This window comes from Mobilicoccus massiliensis (assembly GCF_000826525.2).
Classification (GTDB): Bacteria; Actinomycetota; Actinomycetes; order Actinomycetales; family Dermatophilaceae; genus Mobilicoccus; species Mobilicoccus massiliensis.
The window spans coordinates 351,193-370,994 of record NZ_LN651331.1 but is presented as its reverse complement, the minus strand read 5'-3'; the positions used below and the strand labels follow the sequence as shown (position 1 = coordinate 370,994).

Here is a 19,802-nt window from a genome sequence, read left to right as displayed (position 1 = left end):
TGAGGCACATGTCCTCACCTGCGGAACGTTATGCGGCATCGCGCCGCTCACAGCAGCATGCGGCCTCCCAGCTCGCGACGTTCGAGGCGGGTCTCGACTTCGAGCTCGACGAGTTCCAGGTGCGCGCGTGCCGGGCCCTCGAGGAGGGCAAGGGAGTCCTCGTCGCGGCCCCCACGGGCGCGGGCAAGACCGTCGTCGGCGAGTTCGCCGTGCACCTCGCACTCGCCCGGGGGCGCAAGGCGTTCTACACGACGCCGATCAAGGCGCTCTCCAACCAGAAGTACGCCGACCTCGTGCGGCGTCACGGGGCGCGCAACGTCGGCCTGCTCACCGGCGACTCCTCGGTCAACGGCGAGGCGCCCGTCGTCGTCATGACGACCGAGGTGCTCCGCAACATGATGTACACCGACTCACCCACCCTCGGCGGGCTCGGGTACGTCGTCATGGACGAGGTGCACTACCTCGCCGATCGCTTTCGGGGGGCGGTCTGGGAGGAGGTCATCATCCACCTGCCGCGGCACGTGCAGCTCGCCTCGCTCTCGGCGACGGTGAGCAACGCCGAGGAGTTCGGCGCCTGGCTCGGCGACGTGCGGGGCGAGACCGAGATCGTCGTCGAGGAGCACCGGCCGGTGCCGCTGTGGCAGCACATGATGGTCGGGCGCGACCTGTTCGACCTCTTCGTCGACCAGGCCGACGACTCCGGGGACGATCGGCACGAGAAGGATGCGTCGTCGCACGGGCCGCGCCACCGGCGTCGTGCCGCTCGCCGCGAGGACCGTCAGCGCGCGATCGAGGCGAGACTCGACCCCGACCTCATGGAGGCGGTCGAGGCGATGCGGCGCTCGTCGTCCCGCCACCGAGGGCGGGGGCGGCTCGAGGACGCCGGCGCGCCGCGGGGCCGACGGGGTCGCTCACGCGGGCAGCACGGCGGCCCGCACGGCCGCACCCACCCCGCGCGACGGGGTCGCCGTGAGGTCTGGAGCCCGGTCGAGGAGCAGGAGGGTCCGCGGCGCGGCTCACGCCCGGGTGGCCTGCCGAGCCGCTCCCAGGTCATCGCCGCGTTGGACCGGGCGGCGTTGCTGCCGGCCATCACGTTCATCTTCAGCCGCGCGGGTTGCGACGGTGCGGTGGAGCAGATGCTCGCCTCCGACATGCGGCTCATCCCGCCCGAGGAGGGGGAGCGCATCCGGCGCTTCGTCGACGAGCGGATCCAGGGCATCGCCGAGTCCGACCTCGCCGTGCTGGGGTACTGGAGTTTCGTCGAGGGACTCTCGCGCGGATTCGCCGCCCACCACGCGGGCATGCTGCCGACGTTCCGCGAGATCGTCGAGCAGCTCTTCACGGCCGGGCGCATCCGGGCGGTCTTCGCCACCGAGACCCTGGCCCTCGGTATCAACATGCCGGCCCGCAGCGTCGTGCTCGAGAAGCTCGTCAAGTTCAACGGCGAGACGCACGCCGACATCACCCCGGCCGAGTACACCCAGCTCACCGGGCGCGCCGGGCGCCGCGGGATCGACATCGAGGGACACGCGGTCGTCATCTGGAACCCGCACATGGACCCGGTCGCGGTCGGTGGTCTCGCCTCCACTCGCACCTATCCACTGCGCAGCAGCTTTCGCCCCACGTACAACATGGCCGTCAACCTCGTCGCCCAGTTCGGCCGCACCCGAACCCGCGAGGTCCTCGAGACCTCGTTCGCGCAGTTCCAGGCCGACCGCTCTGTCGTCGGGCTCAACCGGCAGATCCGTGAACTCACCGAGGCGATGGCCGGCTACGAGGAGGCCATGACGTGCCATCTGGGCGATTTCACCGAGTACGCCGAGCTACGCCGACGGCTCTCCGACGTCGAGAAGGAGGCGGGGCGGGCCCGGGCGGCCACGGCGCGCATCGCGGTCGACGCCTCCCTCGCCGAGCTCGCTCCCGGTGACGTCGTCCGGTTGCCCGGCCGCAACGGGGGCCGGGCGGTCGTGGTCACCGCCTCCCGGGGGACCAAGGGGGTCGCGGCCTCCCCGAACGTCGTCACCGAGGACGCGCGGCTGCGGCGGCTCACCCTCGACGACGTGTCGGCGCCGGTGACGCCGTACGCGCGTCTGCCCATCGGCAAGGGGTTCAACCTCCGGAACGCCAAGGCGCGCCGCGACCTCGCGGCGACCCTGCGCATCAAGGTGCCCGACGACATGCCGGTCGGTGACGCCTCGGTCGGGGGCACGTCGATGCCCGAGCACTACGAGCAGCAGATCACCGACCTGCGGCGCCGGCTCAAGGCGCATCCGTGTCACGGATGTTCCGATCGCGAGAACCACGCCCGCTGGGCCGAACGCTGGTGGCGGCTCGAACGCGAGCGGGCCGGGCTCGAACGCAAGGTCGGGGGCCGTACCGGCTCGGTGGCGCGTACGTTCGACCGGGTCTGCGACCTGCTCACGGCCCGGGGCTACCTCGACGAGACCGGGCAGGAGGTCACCGAGCTCGGGGGCCGCCTGCGGCACATCTACACCGAGCGCGACCTGCTCACCGCCGAATGCCTGCGCGACAACCTCTTCGCCGGCCTCATCCCCGCCGAGCTCGCGGCGGCGGTCACGTGCCTCATCCACGAGCCGCGACGCGACGAGGACGATCTCATGCCGCAGATGCCCACCCCGGCGCTCGAGCGGGTCCACGACGAGATGGTGCGGTTGTGGAGCGGCATCGAGGACGCCGAGACCGAGCACGACCTGCCGACCACCGGCTACCCCGACCCCGGGCTGGCCACCCTCGTCTATCGCTGGGCGAGCGGACGCAGCCTCGGCGTCGTCCTGCGTGACTCCGATCTCGCGGCGGGCGACTTCGTGCGCCGGTGCAAGCAGACGGTCGACCTCCTCGACCAGATCGCCGATGCGGCCCCCGACCCGGAGGTGCGCAAGTCCGCTCGCAAGGCCGTCGACGAGATCATGCGCGGGGTCGTCGCGGCCGATCGTCTCGACTGAATCCGTCCTTCCCGCGGCTCGTCCGCGGGAAGGCGGTCAGGGGCGGACACCGAGGGCGTCGAGCAGCCGGGGGAGACCGGTGAGGTGGTGGCTCTCGGCGATCTGCGCCAGTCGAGCCGGGTCGACGACGCGTGCGGGCACGGTGCCGTCGATCGCCCCCGCGAGGGGGATGTCGCGGGCCACCTGCACCACGGGGCGGGCGCGGTCGAGGTAGTCCCCGGCGTCGACGAGTCGCTTGCCCACGGCACCCCGGGGGAGGTTGCCCGCCGCGATCGCGTCCTGCAGCGCGGCGAGGCTGCCGTACTCGGTGAGGAGCTTGACCGCGGTCTTCTCACCGATGCCCTTGACTCCGGGCAACCCGTCGCTCGGGTCGCCGCGCAACAGGGCGAGGTCGACGTAGGCGTCCCCGTTCGGGATGCCGTAGGCGGCCTGCAGGAACGCCTCGTCGACGACGTCGGCTCCCCGCACCCCGCCCCGGGCGGTGTAGAGCACGACGACCCCGGCCGCGTCGTCGACGAGTTGGAACAGGTCGCGATCTCCGGTGACGACGAGCACCGGACGCCCGGCCTCGACCGCTCGCGTGGTCAGGGTGCCGATGACGTCGTCCGCCTCGTAACCGGGGTGGCCGATGCGGGGGATGCCGATCGACTCGAGCAGGTCGACGATGACCGGGACCTGCACGTTCAGGGCTTCGGGTACCTCCTCCGCGGTCCCCGTGGGCGCGCCGGCGTGCACCGACTCCTCGGCGACCCGATGCGCCTTGTACGACGGCACGGCGTCGACGCGGAACTGCGGGCGCCAGTCGTCGTCCCAGCACGCGACGAGGCCCGACGGCCGGTGGGTCTGCACGAGGGTCGCCATCATGTCGACGAGGCCGGTGACGGCGTTGCGGGGTGGCTCGTCCGGTGCGGAACGGTCGGGCACGCCGTAGAACGCGCGGAAGTAGAGCGAGGCCGTGTCGAGCAGCATCAGGGGGCTCATGGGGGTGCTCCGGGGGACGGACGGGTGGGGTCGGGGATCACCGCGAGATCGGGGCGAGGCGTGCGTCGAGCAGGGTGACGAGGTCGGTGGGGGCCAGTTCGAGGTCGAAGCCGCGCCGCCCGCCGGAGACGAAGATCGAGGGGTGGCCGAGAGCGCTGTCGTCGAGGACGCTCGGGGCGGCGGTGCGGCGACCGAGGGGGCTGATGCCTCCGACGACGTAGCCCGTGGCCCGCTCCGCCACGAGGGGATCGGCGAGAGCGACCCGCTTCACCCCGAATCCGGCGCCGGCCGCCTTGAGGTCGAGCTGCCGGTCGACGGGCAGGATCGTCACGCCGAGACCGCGGCCTCCCCCGGCGGCGAGGTCGACCACGAGCGTCTTGAAGACCCGTCCCGGCTCGACACCCAACTCCTCGGCCGCCTCGAGTCCGAAGGACTCCGCCGCCGGATCGTGGTCGTAGTGGTGTGGGGTGAACGACACTCCGGCCCGCGTGAGCGCGACGACGGCCGGGGTCGCCCCACCGGTTGTCGTCGCTTCGCCACGCCGCGCCATGCCCGGAGTCTCCCACGCCACCGCTCGCCACGCACCGAAGCTCGTTCTCGGTGGCGGAGCCCAGGAGGAGCGCCGAGCCCTCGTGGCGGACGAGACCTGCGCAGACCCGCCCCGATCGATTCGGCAGCCACTCTTGAACGAACCCTTACTTTGCCTCGGCACGCGCCCTGCCTGGGGCTTTGTCGTATCCGTGCAGGTGGGGGCGTTGTTGACTCGCCGCGCCGGACCGGTAGCGTGTAGCCGTTGTCACCGCCGGTCCCCTGCCAGGGCTGCGGTGAACGCCCTCCGAACAGGCCTGCTTCGGCCCGGTCCGGCGACGTGCGCGCGCGGTCGTCGACGCCGTCGGTGGCGTTCTCCGCTCTCCACGGATCGTGTGGTGGCTGCGAGGCCTGTACGCCCAGTAGAAAACAGGCTCGCCGTCTCCTGGCTCGGGAGTCTGGCCCCACCGGCGTACAGGCCTCGCCCACGTCTTCGGTCCGATCGGCACGCCCCTACGCTGGGGGACGTGCTGCGCCGTCTCGTCCTCGCCGTCGTGGGAGGACTCTCGATCTGGCTCGCCTTTCCGACGGCGAACGTCTGGGCCCTGGCGCCCGTGGGGGTGGCGCTGCTCGTCGCCGTCACGCGAACGGTGCGGACCGGCGCGGCCTTCGCGCTCGGTTTCGTGGGTGGGCTGGCCTGGTTCGTGCCGTACGTGTCGTGGACCGGTCTGCACGTGGGCGCGATGCCGTGGTTCGCGCTCGCGGCGCTGCAGGCCTTCTTCGTCGGGGTGTTCGGGGCCCTGATCTCTCTTTCCCATCGGCGCACGCCCCGCCGCTCGCCGGTGATCGTCGCGGCCCTGTGGTCGGCGGCGGAGTGGGCGCGGGCCTCAGTGCCGTTCGGCGGATTCCCCTGGGGCAGAATCGCCTACAGCCAGGCGGACGGTCCGCTGCTGCATCTCGCGGCGTGGGGTGGCCCGGCACTGCTCGGATTCGCCGTGGCCCTCGTCGGCGCCCTCGGCCTGAGCGTCGTCGACGCGATCCGTTCGCACGTGCCTGCGGGCCGCGGTGCCGCCGCCACCGCCATGGCCACCACCGTCACCGCCGCCGGCGTGCCGGCCGCGGTCGCCGTCATCGTCCTCCTCGGCCCCCTGCTCATCCCCGCCCCGACCGACGGCCCGTCGGCGCAGCTCATGGCGATCCAGGGCAACGCCCCGCAGACGGGGCTCGACTTCAACGCCGAACGCCGCCAGATCCTCGACAACCACGGTGCGGTCACCCGCGAGGCCGCCCGGCGCATCGACTCGGGTGAACTGCCTCGACCCGACCTCGTCGTCTGGCCCGAGAACGCGAGCGACATCGACCCGTTCGTCAACCCCGACGCCGGCCGGGTCATCGACACCGCCGTCGACGCCGTGGGGCGTCCCGTCCTCGTCGGAGCCGTGCTCGGCGGCGGTCGCAGCGACCTGACGAACACTTCGATCCTGTGGCTGCCGGGCGTCGGCGCCACCGACGAGCGGTACGACAAGCGCGCGCTCGTCCCGTTCGCCGAGTACATGCCCTACCGGGCCTTCTTCCGGGCCATCACGAACAAGGTCGACCTGCTCGAACGCGACTTCGTCCCCGGTTCGGTCCCGGGGATCGTCACGGTGCCGCAGCAGGACGGAAGCGGGACGATCCGCGCCGGGATCGGGATCTGCTTCGAGGTCGCGGTCGACCACGTCATGGACGACGTCGTGCGGGGCGGGGCCGACCTCCTCGTCATCCAGACGAACAACGCGATGTTCGACCGCTCGGCCGAGTCGGCCCAGCAGCTCGCGATCAGCCGCGTTCGCGCCGTGGAGTACGGCCGCAGCGTCGTGCACGCGAGCAACGTCGGCATCAGCGCGCTCATCACCCCCGACGGCGAGGCCCATCAGCGCACGGAGCTGTTCACCCCCGCGGTGGTCTCCGGCGCACTGCCCCTGCGCACGGCGACGACTCCCGCCACCACGCTGGGGGTGCTCCCCGACGTCGTCCTCGCGGTGATCGCCGGGTGGGCGCTGCTCCTCCCGCTGCGCCGCGGAGGCGTCGCGGCACGTCGATAGACTGGTCGTTCATCGTCGGGGGAGGAGACCCATGCCTGCATTCCCACGTCCGCGCCCGCACCCGCCGGGCCGGCTGTTCTCGCGGGAGCCCGTGCAGCGCATCCTCGTCCTCATCCCGACGTACGACGAGCGCGAGTCGATCGTGCGCCAGGTCACGTCGGTCCGCGAGACGTGCCCGCAGGTCGACGTCCTCGTCGTCGACGATGCCTCGCCGGACGGCACCGGTGAGCTCGCCGACGCGCTCGCCGCCGGCGACGAGCACGTCCACGTCCTGCACCGCGCCGGCAAGGAGGGGCTGGGCAAGGCCTACCTCGCGGGGTTCGCCTGGGCGCTCGACGCCGGCTACGACACCCTCGTCGAGATGGACGCCGACGGGTCCCATCGGGCCGAGGACCTCCCCGCGCTCCTCGCCGTCGCCGGCGAGGCCGATCTCGTCATCGGGTCCCGGTGGGTGGCCGGGGGAGCGATCGAGAACTGGCCGCCGCACCGCAAGTTCCTCTCCGTCGGCGGCAACCAGTACGTGCGGGTCCTGCTCGGGATGCCGGTCATGGACGCCACCGCGGGCTTTCGCGTCTACCGGGCCGAGGCGCTGCGGCACATCGGCCTCGGTGACGTCGCCTCCCAGGGGTACTGCTTCCAGGTCGATCTCACGTGGCGCATCATCCGCGCCGGCCTGCGGGTTCTCGAGGTGCCGATCACCTTCGTCGAACGCGACGCGGGCCAGTCGAAGATGAGCCGCGACATCTTCGTCGAGTCGTTGCGGAACGTCACGGCATGGGGAATGCGTTACAGGTATGAACAGGCACGCGGATTCGCGTCGACCCGCATACCGACGGGCAGGTCCGCACGCCACTAGGAGTCATCGTGTCCACGGCCTACCCTTCGCCGCAGCCGAGCGGACCGCAGGTCCACCGCCCCCACGGCGGCGCCGCCCCAACACCGCGCCGCTCCGGTCGGTGGCGTGGTCTGCTCCTGCTCGCGGCCGTTCTGCTGCCCATCCTCGAGATCACGGCGCTCGTCGCCACCGGGCGTGCCATCGGCTTCTGGTGGACGGTCGCGCTGCTCATCGTCGTCTCGGTGCTCGGCGTCTGGCTCATCAAGCGTGAGGGGCTGGCGTCCTGGCGAGCGCTGCGGGACGCCGGGCGCGCGGGCCGCATGCCCACGACGGAGGTCGCGAACGCGGCCGTCGTGCTCATCGCCGGTGCGCTGTTGCTCCTGCCCGGCTTCCTCTCCGACGTCGTGGCCCTTCTTCTCCTGCTGCCCGGCATCCGTCAGACGTCGGCCAGGTTGCTCCAGCGCGGGGTCGAGCGCCGGTTGATGTCGAGCGCCGGCATCGTGCGTTCGGTCAGGGTCGGCGCGCCCGTCGTGCCGGGCACCGCCACCCGACGTCCGGCCCCCGAGCAGGACGACCCGTTCACGCCGGGGCGGTCGCCGCGGGAGCTGCCGCACATCGACCTGCGTCCCGAGAACGAGCGCTGAGACGCGCGGACGGCATCGACGAAGCCGCACCACCCACGACACGACGGAGGGCGGTCACCCCGATCGGGTGACCGCCCTCCGTCGTGTGGCGTGATCTCTCAGGCCTTCGCCTTCGGCTTCTCTCCTCGCGAGACCCGCAACAGGTCGAGGCGCTCCTCGAGCAGCTCCTCCAGCTCGGGGACCGAGCGGCGTTCGAGCAGCATGTCCCAGTGCGTACGAGCCGGCTTGGTGGGCTTGCCCTCGGGCTCAGGGCCGTCGACGAGCTTGGCCTCGAGGCCGCAACGGCACTCCCACACCGGCGGGATGTCGGCCTCGACCGAGAACGGGAGCTCGCTGATGTGCTTGTTCTCGCACACGTACCGCGTGATGCGGCGCTCGCTGAGCACGACGTTCTCGTCGGTCTCCATGCTGAGCGCCGACAGGTTGGTGCCCCGCAACGATCGTTCTGCCATCGACATGTCCTCCATCGGTCCGACGCCCGCGTCGAGCGGCGCGAGCGATAGGCGTTCTCAGGTCAACGCCCGCGGGGACGTGGTTGTTCCGCGAGCGGCCTTCGGACCAGTGTCCGGCACGCCGCGCCGCACCGCCAACCCGGGTCAGCCCGCGAACTCCCAGTGCCAGGGCTCGGGCTTGGAGCCACCGGCCTGTGCCCAGGCGGGGTGGAAGAACCCGAACAGCGGTGCGTGCTGCTGCATCCACAGGTGCTGGGCGGTGCCGAAGCTCTCGATACCGCCGCAGAGGTCGACCGCGAGGCCGAGACCGTGATTGCTCGTGCCCGGCTTGGCCGCGAGCGTGGGCTTGCGCCGGCGCACGTCGATCTGGGCGGCGAGGGAGCGGTAACTGTCGGTGATGCAGAGGTTCGTGCCGTGGGCCTTGGTGTAGGCCTCCGAGAGCGCGTCGAAGGCGCGGGCCGCCGACGGTCGCAGCATGTGACCCGGCGCGGTCTGCAGCCCGCAGAGCGCGGAGCCCGGCCACTGACCGTTGGGGTAGGCGGCGTTCTCCTCGGTGCACAGGGGAGTGGTGGTGACCTTCTCCAGTGCCGAGAGATCGACGCCCGCGAGCAGCCCGCCGTCGACGCCGAGCTCGTTCAGGCGGTCCCGGCGCTCGGCCGTGAGCTTCTGCAGCGCGACGACCGACGTCTGCTGCTCGGCCACGGCCGCCGCGGCCGCCTTCTGCACCTTCTCGGCCTCGGCCGTGGCCTTTTCGCGAGCGGCGCGGGCGGCCGCGGCTCGCTGGGCCGTCGTGCGCTGCCGCGTGGCGAGCTTGCGGTAGTGCGCCTCGTCGGCGGCTCGCGTCCTGGCGAGATAGTCGGCCTTGGCCGCGGCGTCGGCACCCTCGCCCCCGGAACCGACGAGGTCGACCAGGGCGGCGACCTCACGCAGAAGTCCCGGGCCGTTGACGTAGGCGTCATAGGCCATGGCGTCGAGCTGTTGCTGGGCTGCGGTGACCTCGGCGGTGAGCTGCTTGAGCCGGGCCAGCTCGGCCGCCTCCTTGCGCGCGGCCTCGGCCTCGGCGGCGCGGGCCGCGCCGACTCTGCTCATGAGCGCGTTCGAGCGGGCAGCCAGCGTCGCGAGTTTGCGTCCGGCGTCGGCGAGGGCCGCGTCCTCCTTGCGCAGTTGCGCCTGCAGGGCGGTGGCCTCCGCGACCTGGGCCTTGACCTGCTCGGGGGTGAGCGGGGCGCGCTCCTCACCCGAATCCTTCTTCGGGTCCTTCGAGTTCGCTGGGCCGTTCTGCGACTCCTTGCCGGAGTCGGCGCCGCCTGCGGCCACGGCCGAGCCGGGCTGGGCCGGGGGCGTCGAGGGTGCGGCGGTGGCCGGGGTGCTCACGAGGACCGAGCCGATCGAGAATGCCGCGAGCAGCGTCGTCAGCCGGTGACCGCGCATGTGTGATCCGCTCCCATTCTCTCGTCCACCCCGGACCGCGCACCCGCGCGACGCCTACTACGGTAACCGATTTCGCGTCAGGGCGAACATCGCCGCCGGCGTCGGACGTCCGACTCGAAGGGGAGAAAAGACCAGGTCGCAGGCTTGCGACCGAGTCGTGACGAGTCCTGGACCATCCGCAGACGCCCCTGATGCCGCCCGTTCGAAATCCGTTCACCCGCACGGCGGCGACGCGTCGTCCGACCGGTATGGCGCAACCGAGCGGTGTGGAAGACGGGATGGCAGCGAATCGGGGGTGATCACCCCACCGGCGCTTCCATCCCATCTGCCGTCTCGCGGATGAGGGGTGGTGTGTGAGGGGATTCGGAGGCGGGTTCGACGGCGAGGGAGACGGGGGAGGCGAGATAGGCCGGGGTTGGTGCATCGCTCGGTCGGGTGTCTTCCGGGTTCGGTCGGATGTCGTTCGGATGGCGCGACCAGGCGCGCGGTCGTACCGTCGGGCGATCAACCGTCCTCGACACGAAGGAGTGGCTCATGGGTATGGGAGACAAGATCGAGAACGCCGCCCAGGACCTCAGCGGCAAGGCCAAGGAGGCCGCGGGCAAGGCGTCCGACGACCCGGCCCTGGAGGCCGAGGGCAAGGGCGACCAGATGGGCGCCGACGTCAAGAAGGCCGGCGAGAACGTCAAGGACGCCTTCAAGAAGTGAGCGGTGGCGCCGAGCGCCACCAGAACCGAGCGGCGGGGGAGTGCGTCTCCTCCGCCGTTCGCGTGTTCCCGCGCGGGTCGACGCCCCAGGCCGGTATGCGCAGCACCGAACTGCGCACCCGTCGAGATCCCCGCCCGTCGCAGCCGTATGTCGACTCAGGGGCGGCGCACGTCAGACAGGTCAGCACCCGTCAGCGCACGTCAGCGCGATTCGGTGTAGGCCGTGTGCGTCGGTGCACGTCAACGCCCACCGACGCGCTTCAACCCAACGGCGGGTCGAGGGCGATCTCCACCCGCATCCCGCGGGCGAGGGCGATGAGTTCCTCGGAGAGCGCGGTGAGGTCGACGTCCTCGCCGACCTCGAGTTCGGCCAGTACCCGGCAGTTCCGCCCCGCCGCGCCGCCCCCCTCGGAGCGGGCGTCGACGTTCGCGCTGTCGAGTCGGCGGACGTTGACCCGCGGGCGCGCCACGGCGGCGGCGAACTCCTCGACGATGCCGGGGTGATCGCCGCCGACGATCTCGACGGTGAGGGAACGGTGCCCGTCGGCGACGTCGGTGAGCCCGCGCGCCCGTTGGACGCAGACGTCGAGCATGCCGTCGAGGCCCCGCAGGTCCTCCATGAGGGCGTCGATGCGGTCGGGTTCGGCGGAGACGACGAGGTTGCCGACGAAGACCCCGCCCAGAGCGGTCATGTGGCTCGACTCCCAGTTGCCCTCGTGGTCGGAGACGATCTCGGCGAGGGCGTGCACGAGCCCGGGGCAGTCGTCGCCGGTGAAGGCCACTACGAGAACATCCACGTCGTCCACCTGTCTGATCGGACCCGTCCACAGCGCCGTCGCCGCGCACGACCGGGTGCCACCGAGCGTACCGACGATGGGGTGTCGGACGGGCCGAGTGCGCTGCTCGCTCTAGAGTCGCGGGTATGGCTGTCGATATCCGCTTCTGTCGCCGCTGCGGTACCGCCACGGAGCAGCGCGTTCCCGAGATGGAGGACAGGCCGCGCGCCGTGTGTCCGGCATGCGGGTACATCGACTACGTCAACCCGATCAACGTCGTCGGAACGATCCCGGTCTGGGACGAGGGTGGCCCGGAGGAACGCATTCTGTTGTGCCTGCGCAACATCGAGCCTCGCAAGGGTTACTGGACGGTGCCGGCCGGGTTCCTCGAGCTGGGGGAGACCCTCGCCGAGGGTGCCGTGCGCGAGACGTGCGAGGAGGCCGGCGCTCGGGTCGAGCTGCAGGGGCTGTTCAGCGCGCTCGACGTCGTGCGCGTCGGGCAGGTCCACGTCCTCTTTCGGGCGCGGCTGCTCGATCTCGACCTCGCACCCGGGCCCGAGACCATCGAGAACCGTCTGGTGACGATCGACGAGATCCCTTGGGACGACATCGCGTTCCGCACGGTGCGCCGCAGCCTCGAACTGTGGGTCGAGGATCGCACCGCCGGCTACTACGGGGTGCACACCGAAGCGATCGCGTGACGCCACCCCCGTGCGTCGTCGCCGGGCTCGCCACGCCGAGAGGCCCGCGCGTCGGTGGGAGGCCTCGACGTCCGCGGGCTCGCTCTTGCTACCGTCGCCCGGGGTCGACGCCGGAACTCGCCGCGTCGCAGAACGAGGGAAGCGGGTCGACATGAGCTGGGCAGAGGCGATCACCCTGGGCGTCGTGCAGGGGTTGACCGAGTTCCTGCCGATCTCCTCCAGCGCCCACGTCTCGATCGCGGGCCGGTTGTTCGGCGGCACCGACCCGGGCGCGGCGTTCACGGCGATCACCCAACTCGGCACGGAGACCGCCGTGTTGCTCTACTTTCGCAAGGACATCGCCCGCATCGTGCGCCGCTGGTGCGCTGCGGTCGCGGGCCGCATCCCTCACAGCGACCCCGACGCCCGGATGGGGTGGATGGTCATCGTCGGCACCTTGCCGATCGGTGTCCTCGGTCTCACGCTGAGCGATCTCATCACCGGCCCGTTTCGCAACCTCTGGGTGACGGCGACGATGCTCTTGGTGTTCGCGCTCGTCATCGCGTACGCCGACCGTCATGCGACGCAGCGCAAGCGGTTGAGTGACCTCTCGGTTCGAGACGGCGTCGCGTTCGGCTTCTTCCAGGCCCTCGCGTTGATCCCCGGCGTCTCACGGTCGGGCGGCACGATCGCCGGTGGCCTGTTCATGGGCTACGACCGCGAGGCGGCGGCACGCTACTCCTTCCTCCTCGCCATCCCCGCGGTCCTGCTGTCGGGGTTCCAGCAGCTCTTCGACATCGCCGGCGACCCCGTGCCTCCGGCCTGGGGTCAGATCGCGGTCGCGACGCTCATCGCGTTCGTCATCGGGTACGCCGTCATCGCGTGGTTGCTGCGGTACGTCTCGACGCACGACTTCACGATCTTCGTCGTCTACCGCATCGTCCTGGCCCTCGTGTTGTTCGGGCTGCTCGGCGCCGGCGTTCTCGCGCCCTCGGACGTCGCCTGAGTCGCGCCGGGTCCTCTCGAACCCCGGCCGGGGGATGACCGGGGTGTGACACAGTGGCGTGGGCGGCCGCAGCGACCCACGTCGCCGCTCGCCCCCGAGGTCCCCGGGACACGAGGAGTCGAGGATGCGCATGGATCGTCGGATCCGGCTGCTGGGCAGGATTCTGGGACGGACGTCGATCGCGACGCGAAGCGACGAGGAGATCGTCGCCTTCCAGCAGCGGGGCGTGCCACGCAACCGGTTGACCGAGTGGCTCTCCGGCACTCTGGCGGCCGGTGTCATGACGAAGGACATCACCGTCGCCGGCGCCGAGGGCGACCTGCCGGCGCGGGTGTACCGCCCCCGGCGCAGCGCGGGTGAGCTGCCGCTCGTCGTCTTCTACCACGGCGGCGGCTGGATGACCGGTGACCTCGACTCCTACGACTGGGTGACGAGCCACGTCGCGGCGCGGGCCGACGTCGTCGTGGTCTCCGTCGCGTACCGGCTCGCGCCCACTCATCGCTGGCCCGTGGCCGCCGAGGACGCCTACGCGGCCTGCGTCGACGTCGTCGCCAGGGCGGGGGAGTGGGCGGCCGACGGCCGTCGGGTCGCGGTCGCCGGCGACAGCGCGGGCGGCAACCTCTCGGCGGTCGTCACCCTCATGGCCCGCGATCGCGGTGGCCCGCCCATCACCTTCCAGGGACTGATCTATCCGGCCACCGACCTCACCGCGGCCATCGACGAGAACGACGTGCTCGCGAACGCGCCGATCCTTCCGCAACGAGACCGTCTGGCCTACGGCACCGCGTACATCCCGAACAGCGAGGACCGCCGCCATCCGCATGCCTCGCCGGCCCTGGCCGCCGATCACACCGGGCTGCCGCCGGCGCTCGTGCAGGTGGCCGAGCACGACCCGTTGCGCGAGGACGGCCTGCGCTACGCCGACATCCTGCGCGCCGCCGGCGTACCCGTCCGCACGACGGACTACGTCGGCATGCCCCACGGCTTCCTCTCGTTCCCCAACGTGTGCCGGTCGGCCCCGCAGGCCGTCGCCGAGCTGAGCGATCAACTGCGTGAACATCTGCACGGGGCCGCGAAGGCGATGGGGGCGTGAGCCGTGAGCTGCGCCGGGAGGCCCTGCAGGCCTTCTGCGACGCCCTGGACGCCGTCGCACCCGACGCACCGACGTTGTGCGAGGGCTGGGACGCCCACGACCTCGCGGTGCACCTGTGGGTGATCACGCACGACCCGCTGTCGTGGCCTGGGGAGTTCCTTCCGATCACACCCCTGCGCCGACTCACGCGTCGTCGCGCCCGCCGCTTGCGTACCGAGCGGCCGTACTCCGCGTTGGTGGCGGCGCTGCGTGCCGGGTCGGGCGCCATCGCCTGTATGCCCGGCGACGAACGCCTCGAGGGATGCCGGCACGCGATCGGGGAGTACTTCGTCCACACCCAGGACATCGTGCGCGCGAACGGGATCGAGCAGCGCCCGCCCGCGCTCGAGCTGGAGAATGCCCTGTGGCGGCGGCTCGGGGTCGCGACCCCCGTGCTGAAGTGGCGCGATCACCCCGGCCTGCTCCTCACCCGGCCCGACGGCCTCACCGCACAGGCCACTCGCGGACGGCCGCGCACGCGGGTGTCGGGGTCGCCGAGCGAACTCATGTGCTGGGTGTACGGTCGCCCGGCCGACGTGTGCGTCGAACGTCTCTGAGGGTCGGATCCGTCCGACGGTGACGGCCTGTGCGCGGCATGGCGCACACTGGACCGGGCCGATCCAGCGACAGGGAGACCACGACATGGCCGGAGCATCCGAGCACGCCGCCGACAGTCACGAGGTCATCCGCGTGCGGGGCGCGCGGGAGAACAACCTCAAGGACATCGACGTCGAGATCCCCAAACGACGGCTCACCGTGTTCACCGGCGTCTCGGGCTCGGGCAAGAGCTCGCTCGTGTTCGACACGATCGCGGCGGAGTCCCAGCGCATGATCAACGAGACCTACCCCGCCTTCGTCCAGGGGTTCATGGCGACCCTCGCGCGGCCCGACGTCGACGTGCTCGAGGGTCTCACCACGGCGATCATCGTCGATCAGGAGCGGATGGGCGCGAACATCCGCTCGACGGTCGGCACGGCCACCGACGCCAACGCCCTGCTGCGCATCCTCTTCTCGCGCCTCGGCGACCCGCACGTCGGCTCACCCCAGGCGTACGCGTTCAACGTGCCGTCGGTGAGCGGCGCCGGCGCCGTGACCATCCAGACCGGCAAGGACAAGGGCAAGAAGGAGAAGCGCACCTTCTCGATCACCGGTGGCATGTGCCCGAAGTGCGAGGGCACGGGCAAGGTCTCCGACTTCGACCTCACCGCAATCTACGACCGGACGCGGTCGCTGTCGCAGGGAGCCCTGCTCGTACCCGGTTATTCGATGGACGGTTGGTACGGGCGCATCTTCAGCGGCTACGGCTTCGACATGGACAAGCCGCTCGAGGACTACACGGCCGCGGAACTCGAGGACCTGCTGCACAAGGAGCCCACCAAGATCAAGGTCGAGGGCATCAACCTCACCTACGAGGGTGTCATCCCGAGGATCCAGAAGTCGATGCTCAGCAAGGACCGCGACGCGATGCAGCCGCACATCCGCGCGTTCGTCGACCGTGCCGTCGTGTTCCGCGACTGCCCGGAGTGCGGCGGCACCCGTCTCGCCCGGCACGCGCTGGAGTCGAGAATCGCCGGAGTGAACGTCGCCGACTGCTGCGCGATGCAGATCAGCGACCTCGCCGCGTGGGTGCGCGATCTCGACGAGCCGTCGGTCGCACCGCTGCTCAGCACCCTCGGCGACCTGCTCGACTCCTTCGTCGAGATCGGGCTCGGGTACCTCTCGCTCGACCGCCCCGCGGGCACCCTCTCCGGGGGTGAGTCGCAACGCACCAAGATGATCCGGCACCTGGGCTCGGCACTCACCGACGTCACGTACGTGTTCGACGAGCCGAGCATCGGCCTGCACCCGCACGACATCGAGCGGATGAACGAACTGCTGCTCCGCCTGCGCGACAAGGGCAACACCGTGCTCGTCGTGGAGCACAAGCCCGAGACCATCGCCATCGCCGATCACGTCGTCGACCTCGGGCCGGGCGCCGGCACCGGTGGGGGAGAGATCTGCTTCGAGGGCAGCGTCGAGGGGTTGCGTCAGGCTCACACCCTCACCGGCCGTCACCTCGACGACCGCGCGCGGCTCAAGGAGTCGGTGCGCGAGGCGAGCGGCCACCTGGAGATCCGGGGCGCGACCTCCCACAACCTCGCGGGCGTCGACGTCGACGTGCCGCTGGGGGTGCTCGTCGCGGTGACGGGGGTGGCGGGGTCGGGCAAGAGCTCGCTCATCCACGGCTCGCTCGGCGGGCGCGAGGACGTCGTCGAGATCGACCAGGGCGCGATCAAGGGATCACGCCGGAGCAACCCGGCGACGTACACCGGTCTGCTCGAACCGATCCGCAAGGCGTTCGCCAAGGCCAACGGCGTCAAGCCGGCGCTGTTCAGCGCGAACTCCGAGGGTGCCTGCCCCAACTGCAAGGGCGCCGGTGTCGTGTACACCGAACTCGGCATCATGGAGACCGTCTCGACGCCGTGCGAGGTGTGCGACGGCAAGGGGTTCCAGCCCGAGGTGCTCGAGTACCACCTCGGGGGCAAGGACATCGCCGAGGTGCTCGCGATGCCCGTCGCCCAGGCCCGGGAGTTCTTCGGAACGGGGGAGGCTCGCATCCCGGCGGCGCTGAAGATCCTCGAGCGTCTCGACGACGTCGGGCTCGGCTACATCACCATCGGGCAACCGCTGACGACCCTGTCGGGCGGTGAGCGTCAACGGCTCGAGCTCGCGACGCACATGGGCGAGAAGGGCGGCATCCTCGTGCTCGACGAGCCGACGACCGGCCTGCACCTCGCCGACGTCGAGCAGCTGCTCGCCCTGCTCGACCGGCTCGTCGACTCCGGCAAGTCGGTCATCGTCATCGAACACCACCAGGCCGTCATGGCCCATGCCGACTGGATCATCGACCTCGGCCCAGGAGCGGGCCACGACGGCGGCCGGGTCGTCTTCGAGGGCACGCCCGCCGACCTCGTCGCCGCGAAGTCGACCCTCACCGGGCAGCACCTCGCGGAGTACGTCGGCCGACGCTGAGGACACCCGCTCGGCCCACGACGACGGCCCTACCGCACAGCGCCGCGTTCACTCAGCGATGCGCGAGGATGACCCCGCTGTGAGGGATGGACGGGAACGAGTCGAGCGGAATCGTCCGATCCTGCGCAGGCAGATACAGATCGGAAGTGGACAGAAGACGCGCGGCACGCTTGAGGAGCTCGACGGTGCTCCATTCTCCCGGGCACCGATGGTTCTCCAGATGGCGTCCCGCGCCCTGAGCGATGAGGGTGTTCGGGCTCTCCTCCCAGCTCCAGCCGCGGAAGCGTTCGGGGGAGAAGCTCTCCGGGTCCTGCCAGATGCGCCGATCGTGGCACGTGCCGTACAGGTCGAGGATGACCCACTCGCCCCGCGCGAAGGAGTGGCCCCCGAACTCGAAGGGTTCGACGACACGGCCCGGCACGGCCGGGAAGAACGGGTAGTAGCGGCGGACCTCCTGGACGAACGGTTCGAGGTCGCTCTCGTCGCCGGCGGCGAAGGCCTCGCGCCACTCCGGGTGCTCGTCCAGGGCCAGGGCCGCGAAGACGACGAAGTTCGCGAGGGCCAACGTGGGCCGCAGGATGTTGATGATCTCGACGGCGGCGACCTCGGGGGAGATGAGTTCACCATTCTCGCGGTGGTGGGCGAACACCTCGAGGGCGGTTCCGGGAGCGGCTTCGAGCCTGTTCGAGCGCACCTGTTCGACGAGGCCCGCGATCCACCTCTCGGTGCCCCGGCGCCGCCACTGGGCGTACCAGTTACCCGGGCCGACGTGTGCGACCTGATCGATCATGAGGGCGAACTCGTGGGTTCGACGCCTCACCTCGTTCTCCGGCAGCGGCACGTCCGACCACCGGCAGACCGCGCGGACGAGCACCTCCCGAGCGACATCCAGGAGGCGGAATCCCCGCCGCGACGCGAGACGATTCATGGCCGCGCGCCACTCCTCTTCGAAGAGGTCTCCGAGCCGCGTCATCGCGTCGGGAGTCATGAGACCGAGAAAGGCACGTTTGCGGTGCGCGTGGGCCTGCCCGTCCAACCCTTGCACCGAACCCTTGTCCTGCAGCAGGTGCTGGACCGTCGGCGGCATCGCGGCCTGCCGCGTGAAGCGGTTGCCCTCGTAGAAGAGGCCGGCGGCCTCGGCACCCCGGATGAAGGTCACCGGTCTGAACGCGATACGGCTCGTGAAGACGTCGGTGCCGAGCGCATCGCATCGTGCCGAGATGAACGGGTATCCCTCCCGGAGGAATGCGAGGGTGCTGTCGGGCAGTGAGGGCGCCATGTCGTTCCCTTTCGTCGGATGTGGGCGATTCACCCCATCCTCGCCACGAACCCTCGGGCTGTCCTGTCGGATGAGTGCGACCGCCATCACGTCGCGAACGGCCGTCGCCTGGCGGGTTATCCGTCCCTCGTGGTGAGCAGCAAGTGTTCGACGAGCGCCGCGAGCACCCGCTCCGGTGCCTCGAGGTGAGGGGAGTGACCGATGCCGGGTAGCGACAGCTCGCGGTACGTCCCGCCGCTGTCGCGGTAGGCGTCCAGCACGGTGCGCGTCTGGGCGATCATCGGCTGCGGCGGAAGCATCTCCGCCCCGGGATACCCGGGCAGGATCCCGGCCGCGCCGAGTACCGCGAGGTCGAGGGCCGAGGCGTCGGAGACGATGCGGTCGGCGTCACCGTGGACCCAGAGCACCGGGGGCTTCGGTGACGCTCCGACGAGGTCGTCCCAGCGGCAGAACAGCGGCGCCATCGAGTTGAGGACACCGCGGCGACCCGGAGCGAACCCCGGCCAGTTCTCCGAGGCGGTCGCGTCACCCGGGTAGTGGTCGGGGCCGACCCTCGTCGTGCACATCGAGGCCACCCACATGTCCTCGTCGGGCCAGGGCTGCGCGCGAGGGGCGACGTAGACGGCCCGCAGCGTCGCCCGCGGCGAGGAGCCCTCGGGTTCGTCGCGGGTTCCCTCGCCGTCGGCGCTGCCTGCGGCGAGCAACTCGACGAAGCGAGGGTTCGCTCCACCGCCACCGGTGCCGGCCGCGTCGCCGGTCGCGAGCGTGCCGGCGACGTCGGTCGTGGCGCCGAAGCCGTACGGCGAGACGGGCGCCTGCAGGACGAGCGAGCGCACGCGCGTCGGGTCGTCGGTGGCGAGGCGGGCGACGACCCCACCGCCCATCGACCACCCCATGAGGTCGGCGACGCGGACGCCGAGCGTGTCGAGCAGCGCCACGAGATCGTCGGCGTGATCGCGCAGACCCCGGCTCGCGTCGATCGGCGCCGGCTCGGTCTCGCCGTAGCCGCGCAGGTCGGGAGCGACGGGGACGATGTCGGGCATCGCCTCGGCCAGCGCGAGCATGAGCCGCTGGTAGAAGAGCGAGGAGGAGACGTTGCCGTGGACGAGCACGAGCACCCGGGAGTCGCCGGTGATCTCGTCGCCGTCGCGGACGAGCATCCGCATCCGCAGCCGGGACGTCTCGACGTCGAGGGCGCTGATGCCTGGCAGCAGGTGGTCGGCGTCGACGGTGCGCAGCGTCATGCCGTCATCGTAGGCGCGCGTCGCCCTGAGTGGCCGGGGCAGCGGACG

General features: G+C 71.1%; 17 protein-coding genes. 10 read left to right on the top strand and 7 right to left on the bottom strand.

The features are described from left to right. The first annotated feature begins 8 nt into the window (after positions 1-8). Positions 9-2,963 carry a DEAD/DEAH box helicase gene (locus tag BN1197_RS14590; protein ID WP_040160826.1) on the top strand — a complete coding sequence of 985 codons (2,955 nt, stop codon included), beginning with the start codon at positions 9-11 and terminating at the stop codon, positions 2,961-2,963. Positions 2,964-2,999: 36 nt separating this feature from the next. Here BN1197_RS14590 and BN1197_RS14585 read toward each other — a convergent pair whose 3' ends face one another. Together BN1197_RS14585 and BN1197_RS14580 are read right to left on the bottom strand one after the other, a co-directional pair. Further along, the gene (locus BN1197_RS14585; protein ID WP_245851966.1) at positions 3,000-3,944 is read right to left on the bottom strand and encodes a 5'-3' exonuclease; all 945 of its coding nucleotides are present in this window, start codon (positions 3,942-3,944) and stop codon (positions 3,000-3,002) included. Positions 3,945-3,981: 37 nt separating this feature from the next. After that, the gene (locus BN1197_RS14580) at positions 3,982-4,494 is read right to left on the bottom strand and encodes an aminoacyl-tRNA deacylase (protein ID WP_040161531.1); all 513 of its coding nucleotides are present in this window, start codon (positions 4,492-4,494) and stop codon (positions 3,982-3,984) included. 505 nt (positions 4,495-4,999) lie between these two features. Between BN1197_RS14580 and lnt the strand changes: the two genes are divergently transcribed. The 3 genes from lnt to BN1197_RS14565 are packed head-to-tail and all read left to right on the top strand — an operon-like array spanning position 5,000 to position 8,035. Further along, positions 5,000-6,556, top strand: coding sequence for an apolipoprotein N-acyltransferase (lnt, locus tag BN1197_RS14575; RefSeq protein ID WP_040160822.1), 1,557 nt, complete (start codon positions 5,000-5,002; stop codon positions 6,554-6,556). A 31-nt stretch (positions 6,557-6,587) separates the two neighbouring features. Further along, positions 6,588-7,412, top strand: coding sequence for a polyprenol monophosphomannose synthase (locus tag BN1197_RS14570; protein ID WP_052466786.1), 825 nt, complete (start codon positions 6,588-6,590; stop codon positions 7,410-7,412). 8 nt (positions 7,413-7,420) lie between these two features. Next, positions 7,421-8,035, top strand: a complete 615-nt coding sequence (locus BN1197_RS14565; RefSeq protein WP_052466785.1) for an FxsA family protein — start codon at positions 7,421-7,423, stop codon at positions 8,033-8,035. A 98-nt stretch (positions 8,036-8,133) separates the two neighbouring features. On the opposite strand, the gene BN1197_RS14560 is transcribed toward BN1197_RS14565, so the two are convergent. Together BN1197_RS14560 and BN1197_RS17580 are read right to left on the bottom strand one after the other, a co-directional pair. Then, positions 8,134-8,487 (bottom strand): RNA polymerase-binding protein RbpA, encoded by a 354-nt coding sequence (locus BN1197_RS14560; RefSeq protein WP_040161520.1) that lies wholly within the window; start codon positions 8,485-8,487, stop codon positions 8,134-8,136. A 144-nt stretch (positions 8,488-8,631) separates the two neighbouring features. Continuing rightward, complete coding sequence (locus BN1197_RS17580; protein WP_052466784.1) at positions 8,632-9,918, bottom strand: M15 family metallopeptidase; 1,287 nt, start codon at positions 9,916-9,918, stop codon at positions 8,632-8,634. Between the two features lie 534 nt (positions 9,919-10,452). Here BN1197_RS17580 and BN1197_RS14550 point away from each other — a divergent pair. After that, complete coding sequence (locus BN1197_RS14550) at positions 10,453-10,626, top strand: CsbD family protein (protein WP_040161515.1); 174 nt, start codon at positions 10,453-10,455, stop codon at positions 10,624-10,626. Between the two features lie 259 nt (positions 10,627-10,885). Here the strand turns inward: BN1197_RS14550 and BN1197_RS14545 are convergent, their stop codons facing one another. Further along, complete coding sequence (locus tag BN1197_RS14545; protein WP_176489773.1) at positions 10,886-11,422, bottom strand: glycine cleavage system transcriptional repressor; 537 nt, start codon at positions 11,420-11,422, stop codon at positions 10,886-10,888. 125 nt (positions 11,423-11,547) lie between these two features. On the opposite strand from BN1197_RS14545, the gene BN1197_RS14540 reads away from it, so the two are divergent. The 5 genes from BN1197_RS14540 (at position 11,548) to BN1197_RS14520 (ending at position 17,231) form a co-directional block, all read left to right on the top strand. Further along, positions 11,548-12,102, top strand: coding sequence for an NUDIX hydrolase (locus BN1197_RS14540; RefSeq protein WP_040160820.1), 555 nt, complete (start codon positions 11,548-11,550; stop codon positions 12,100-12,102). A 151-nt stretch (positions 12,103-12,253) separates the two neighbouring features. After that, positions 12,254-13,087: an undecaprenyl-diphosphate phosphatase gene (locus tag BN1197_RS14535; protein WP_040160818.1), complete on the top strand. Its 834-nt coding sequence runs from the start codon at positions 12,254-12,256 to the stop codon at positions 13,085-13,087. A gap of 130 nt (positions 13,088-13,217) precedes the next feature. After that, positions 13,218-14,180, top strand: a complete 963-nt coding sequence (locus BN1197_RS14530) for an alpha/beta hydrolase (protein ID WP_040161509.1) — start codon at positions 13,218-13,220, stop codon at positions 14,178-14,180. Continuing rightward, the gene (locus tag BN1197_RS14525) at positions 14,177-14,776 is read left to right on the top strand and encodes a maleylpyruvate isomerase family mycothiol-dependent enzyme (RefSeq protein WP_052466781.1); all 600 of its coding nucleotides are present in this window, start codon (positions 14,177-14,179) and stop codon (positions 14,774-14,776) included. Before BN1197_RS14530 ends, BN1197_RS14525 begins: the two co-directional genes overlap by 4 nt. Before the next feature lie 85 nt (positions 14,777-14,861). Beyond that, a complete protein-coding gene (locus tag BN1197_RS14520; protein ID WP_040160817.1) occupies positions 14,862-17,231 on the top strand; it encodes an ATP-binding cassette domain-containing protein in 2,370 nt (789 codons plus the stop codon). Positions 17,232-17,283: 52 nt separating this feature from the next. Here the strand turns inward: BN1197_RS14520 and BN1197_RS14515 are convergent, their stop codons facing one another. Further along, complete coding sequence (locus tag BN1197_RS14515; protein ID WP_040160815.1) at positions 17,284-18,510, bottom strand: cytochrome P450; 1,227 nt, start codon at positions 18,508-18,510, stop codon at positions 17,284-17,286. A gap of 116 nt (positions 18,511-18,626) precedes the next feature. Beyond that, entirely contained in the window at positions 18,627-19,754 is a 1,128-nt protein-coding gene (locus BN1197_RS14510) for an alpha/beta fold hydrolase (RefSeq protein ID WP_040160813.1), read from the bottom strand. Positions 19,755-19,802 lie beyond the last annotated feature (48 nt).

Excerpts from the sequence above, each read along its gene's own strand:
- BN1197_RS14560 (WP_040161520.1), bottom strand. The coding sequence starts at position 8,487 with ATGGCAGAACGATCGTTGCGGGGCACCAACCTGTCGGCGCTCAGCATG.
- BN1197_RS14585 (WP_245851966.1), bottom strand. The coding sequence starts at position 3,944 with ATGAGCCCCCTGATGCTGCTCGACACGGCCTCGCTCTACTTCCGCGCG.
- BN1197_RS14520 (WP_040160817.1), top strand. The coding sequence starts at position 14,862 with ATGGCCGGAGCATCCGAGCACGCCGCCGACAGTCACGAGGTCATCCGC.
- BN1197_RS14530 (WP_040161509.1), top strand. The coding sequence starts at position 13,218 with ATGGATCGTCGGATCCGGCTGCTGGGCAGGATTCTGGGACGGACGTCG.
- BN1197_RS14540 (WP_040160820.1), top strand. The coding sequence starts at position 11,548 with ATGGCTGTCGATATCCGCTTCTGTCGCCGCTGCGGTACCGCCACGGAG.
- BN1197_RS17580 (WP_052466784.1), bottom strand. The coding sequence starts at position 9,918 with ATGCGCGGTCACCGGCTGACGACGCTGCTCGCGGCATTCTCGATCGGC.
- BN1197_RS14590 (WP_040160826.1), top strand. The coding sequence starts at position 9 with ATGTCCTCACCTGCGGAACGTTATGCGGCATCGCGCCGCTCACAGCAG.
- BN1197_RS14570 (WP_052466786.1), top strand. The coding sequence starts at position 6,588 with ATGCCTGCATTCCCACGTCCGCGCCCGCACCCGCCGGGCCGGCTGTTC.
- BN1197_RS14535 (WP_040160818.1), top strand. The coding sequence starts at position 12,254 with ATGAGCTGGGCAGAGGCGATCACCCTGGGCGTCGTGCAGGGGTTGACC.
- BN1197_RS14580 (WP_040161531.1), bottom strand. The coding sequence starts at position 4,494 with ATGGCGCGGCGTGGCGAAGCGACGACAACCGGTGGGGCGACCCCGGCC.
- BN1197_RS14515 (WP_040160815.1), bottom strand. The coding sequence starts at position 18,510 with ATGGCGCCCTCACTGCCCGACAGCACCCTCGCATTCCTCCGGGAGGGA.
- BN1197_RS14550 (WP_040161515.1), top strand. The coding sequence starts at position 10,453 with ATGGGTATGGGAGACAAGATCGAGAACGCCGCCCAGGACCTCAGCGGC.
- BN1197_RS14510 (WP_040160813.1), bottom strand. The coding sequence starts at position 19,754 with ATGACGCTGCGCACCGTCGACGCCGACCACCTGCTGCCAGGCATCAGC.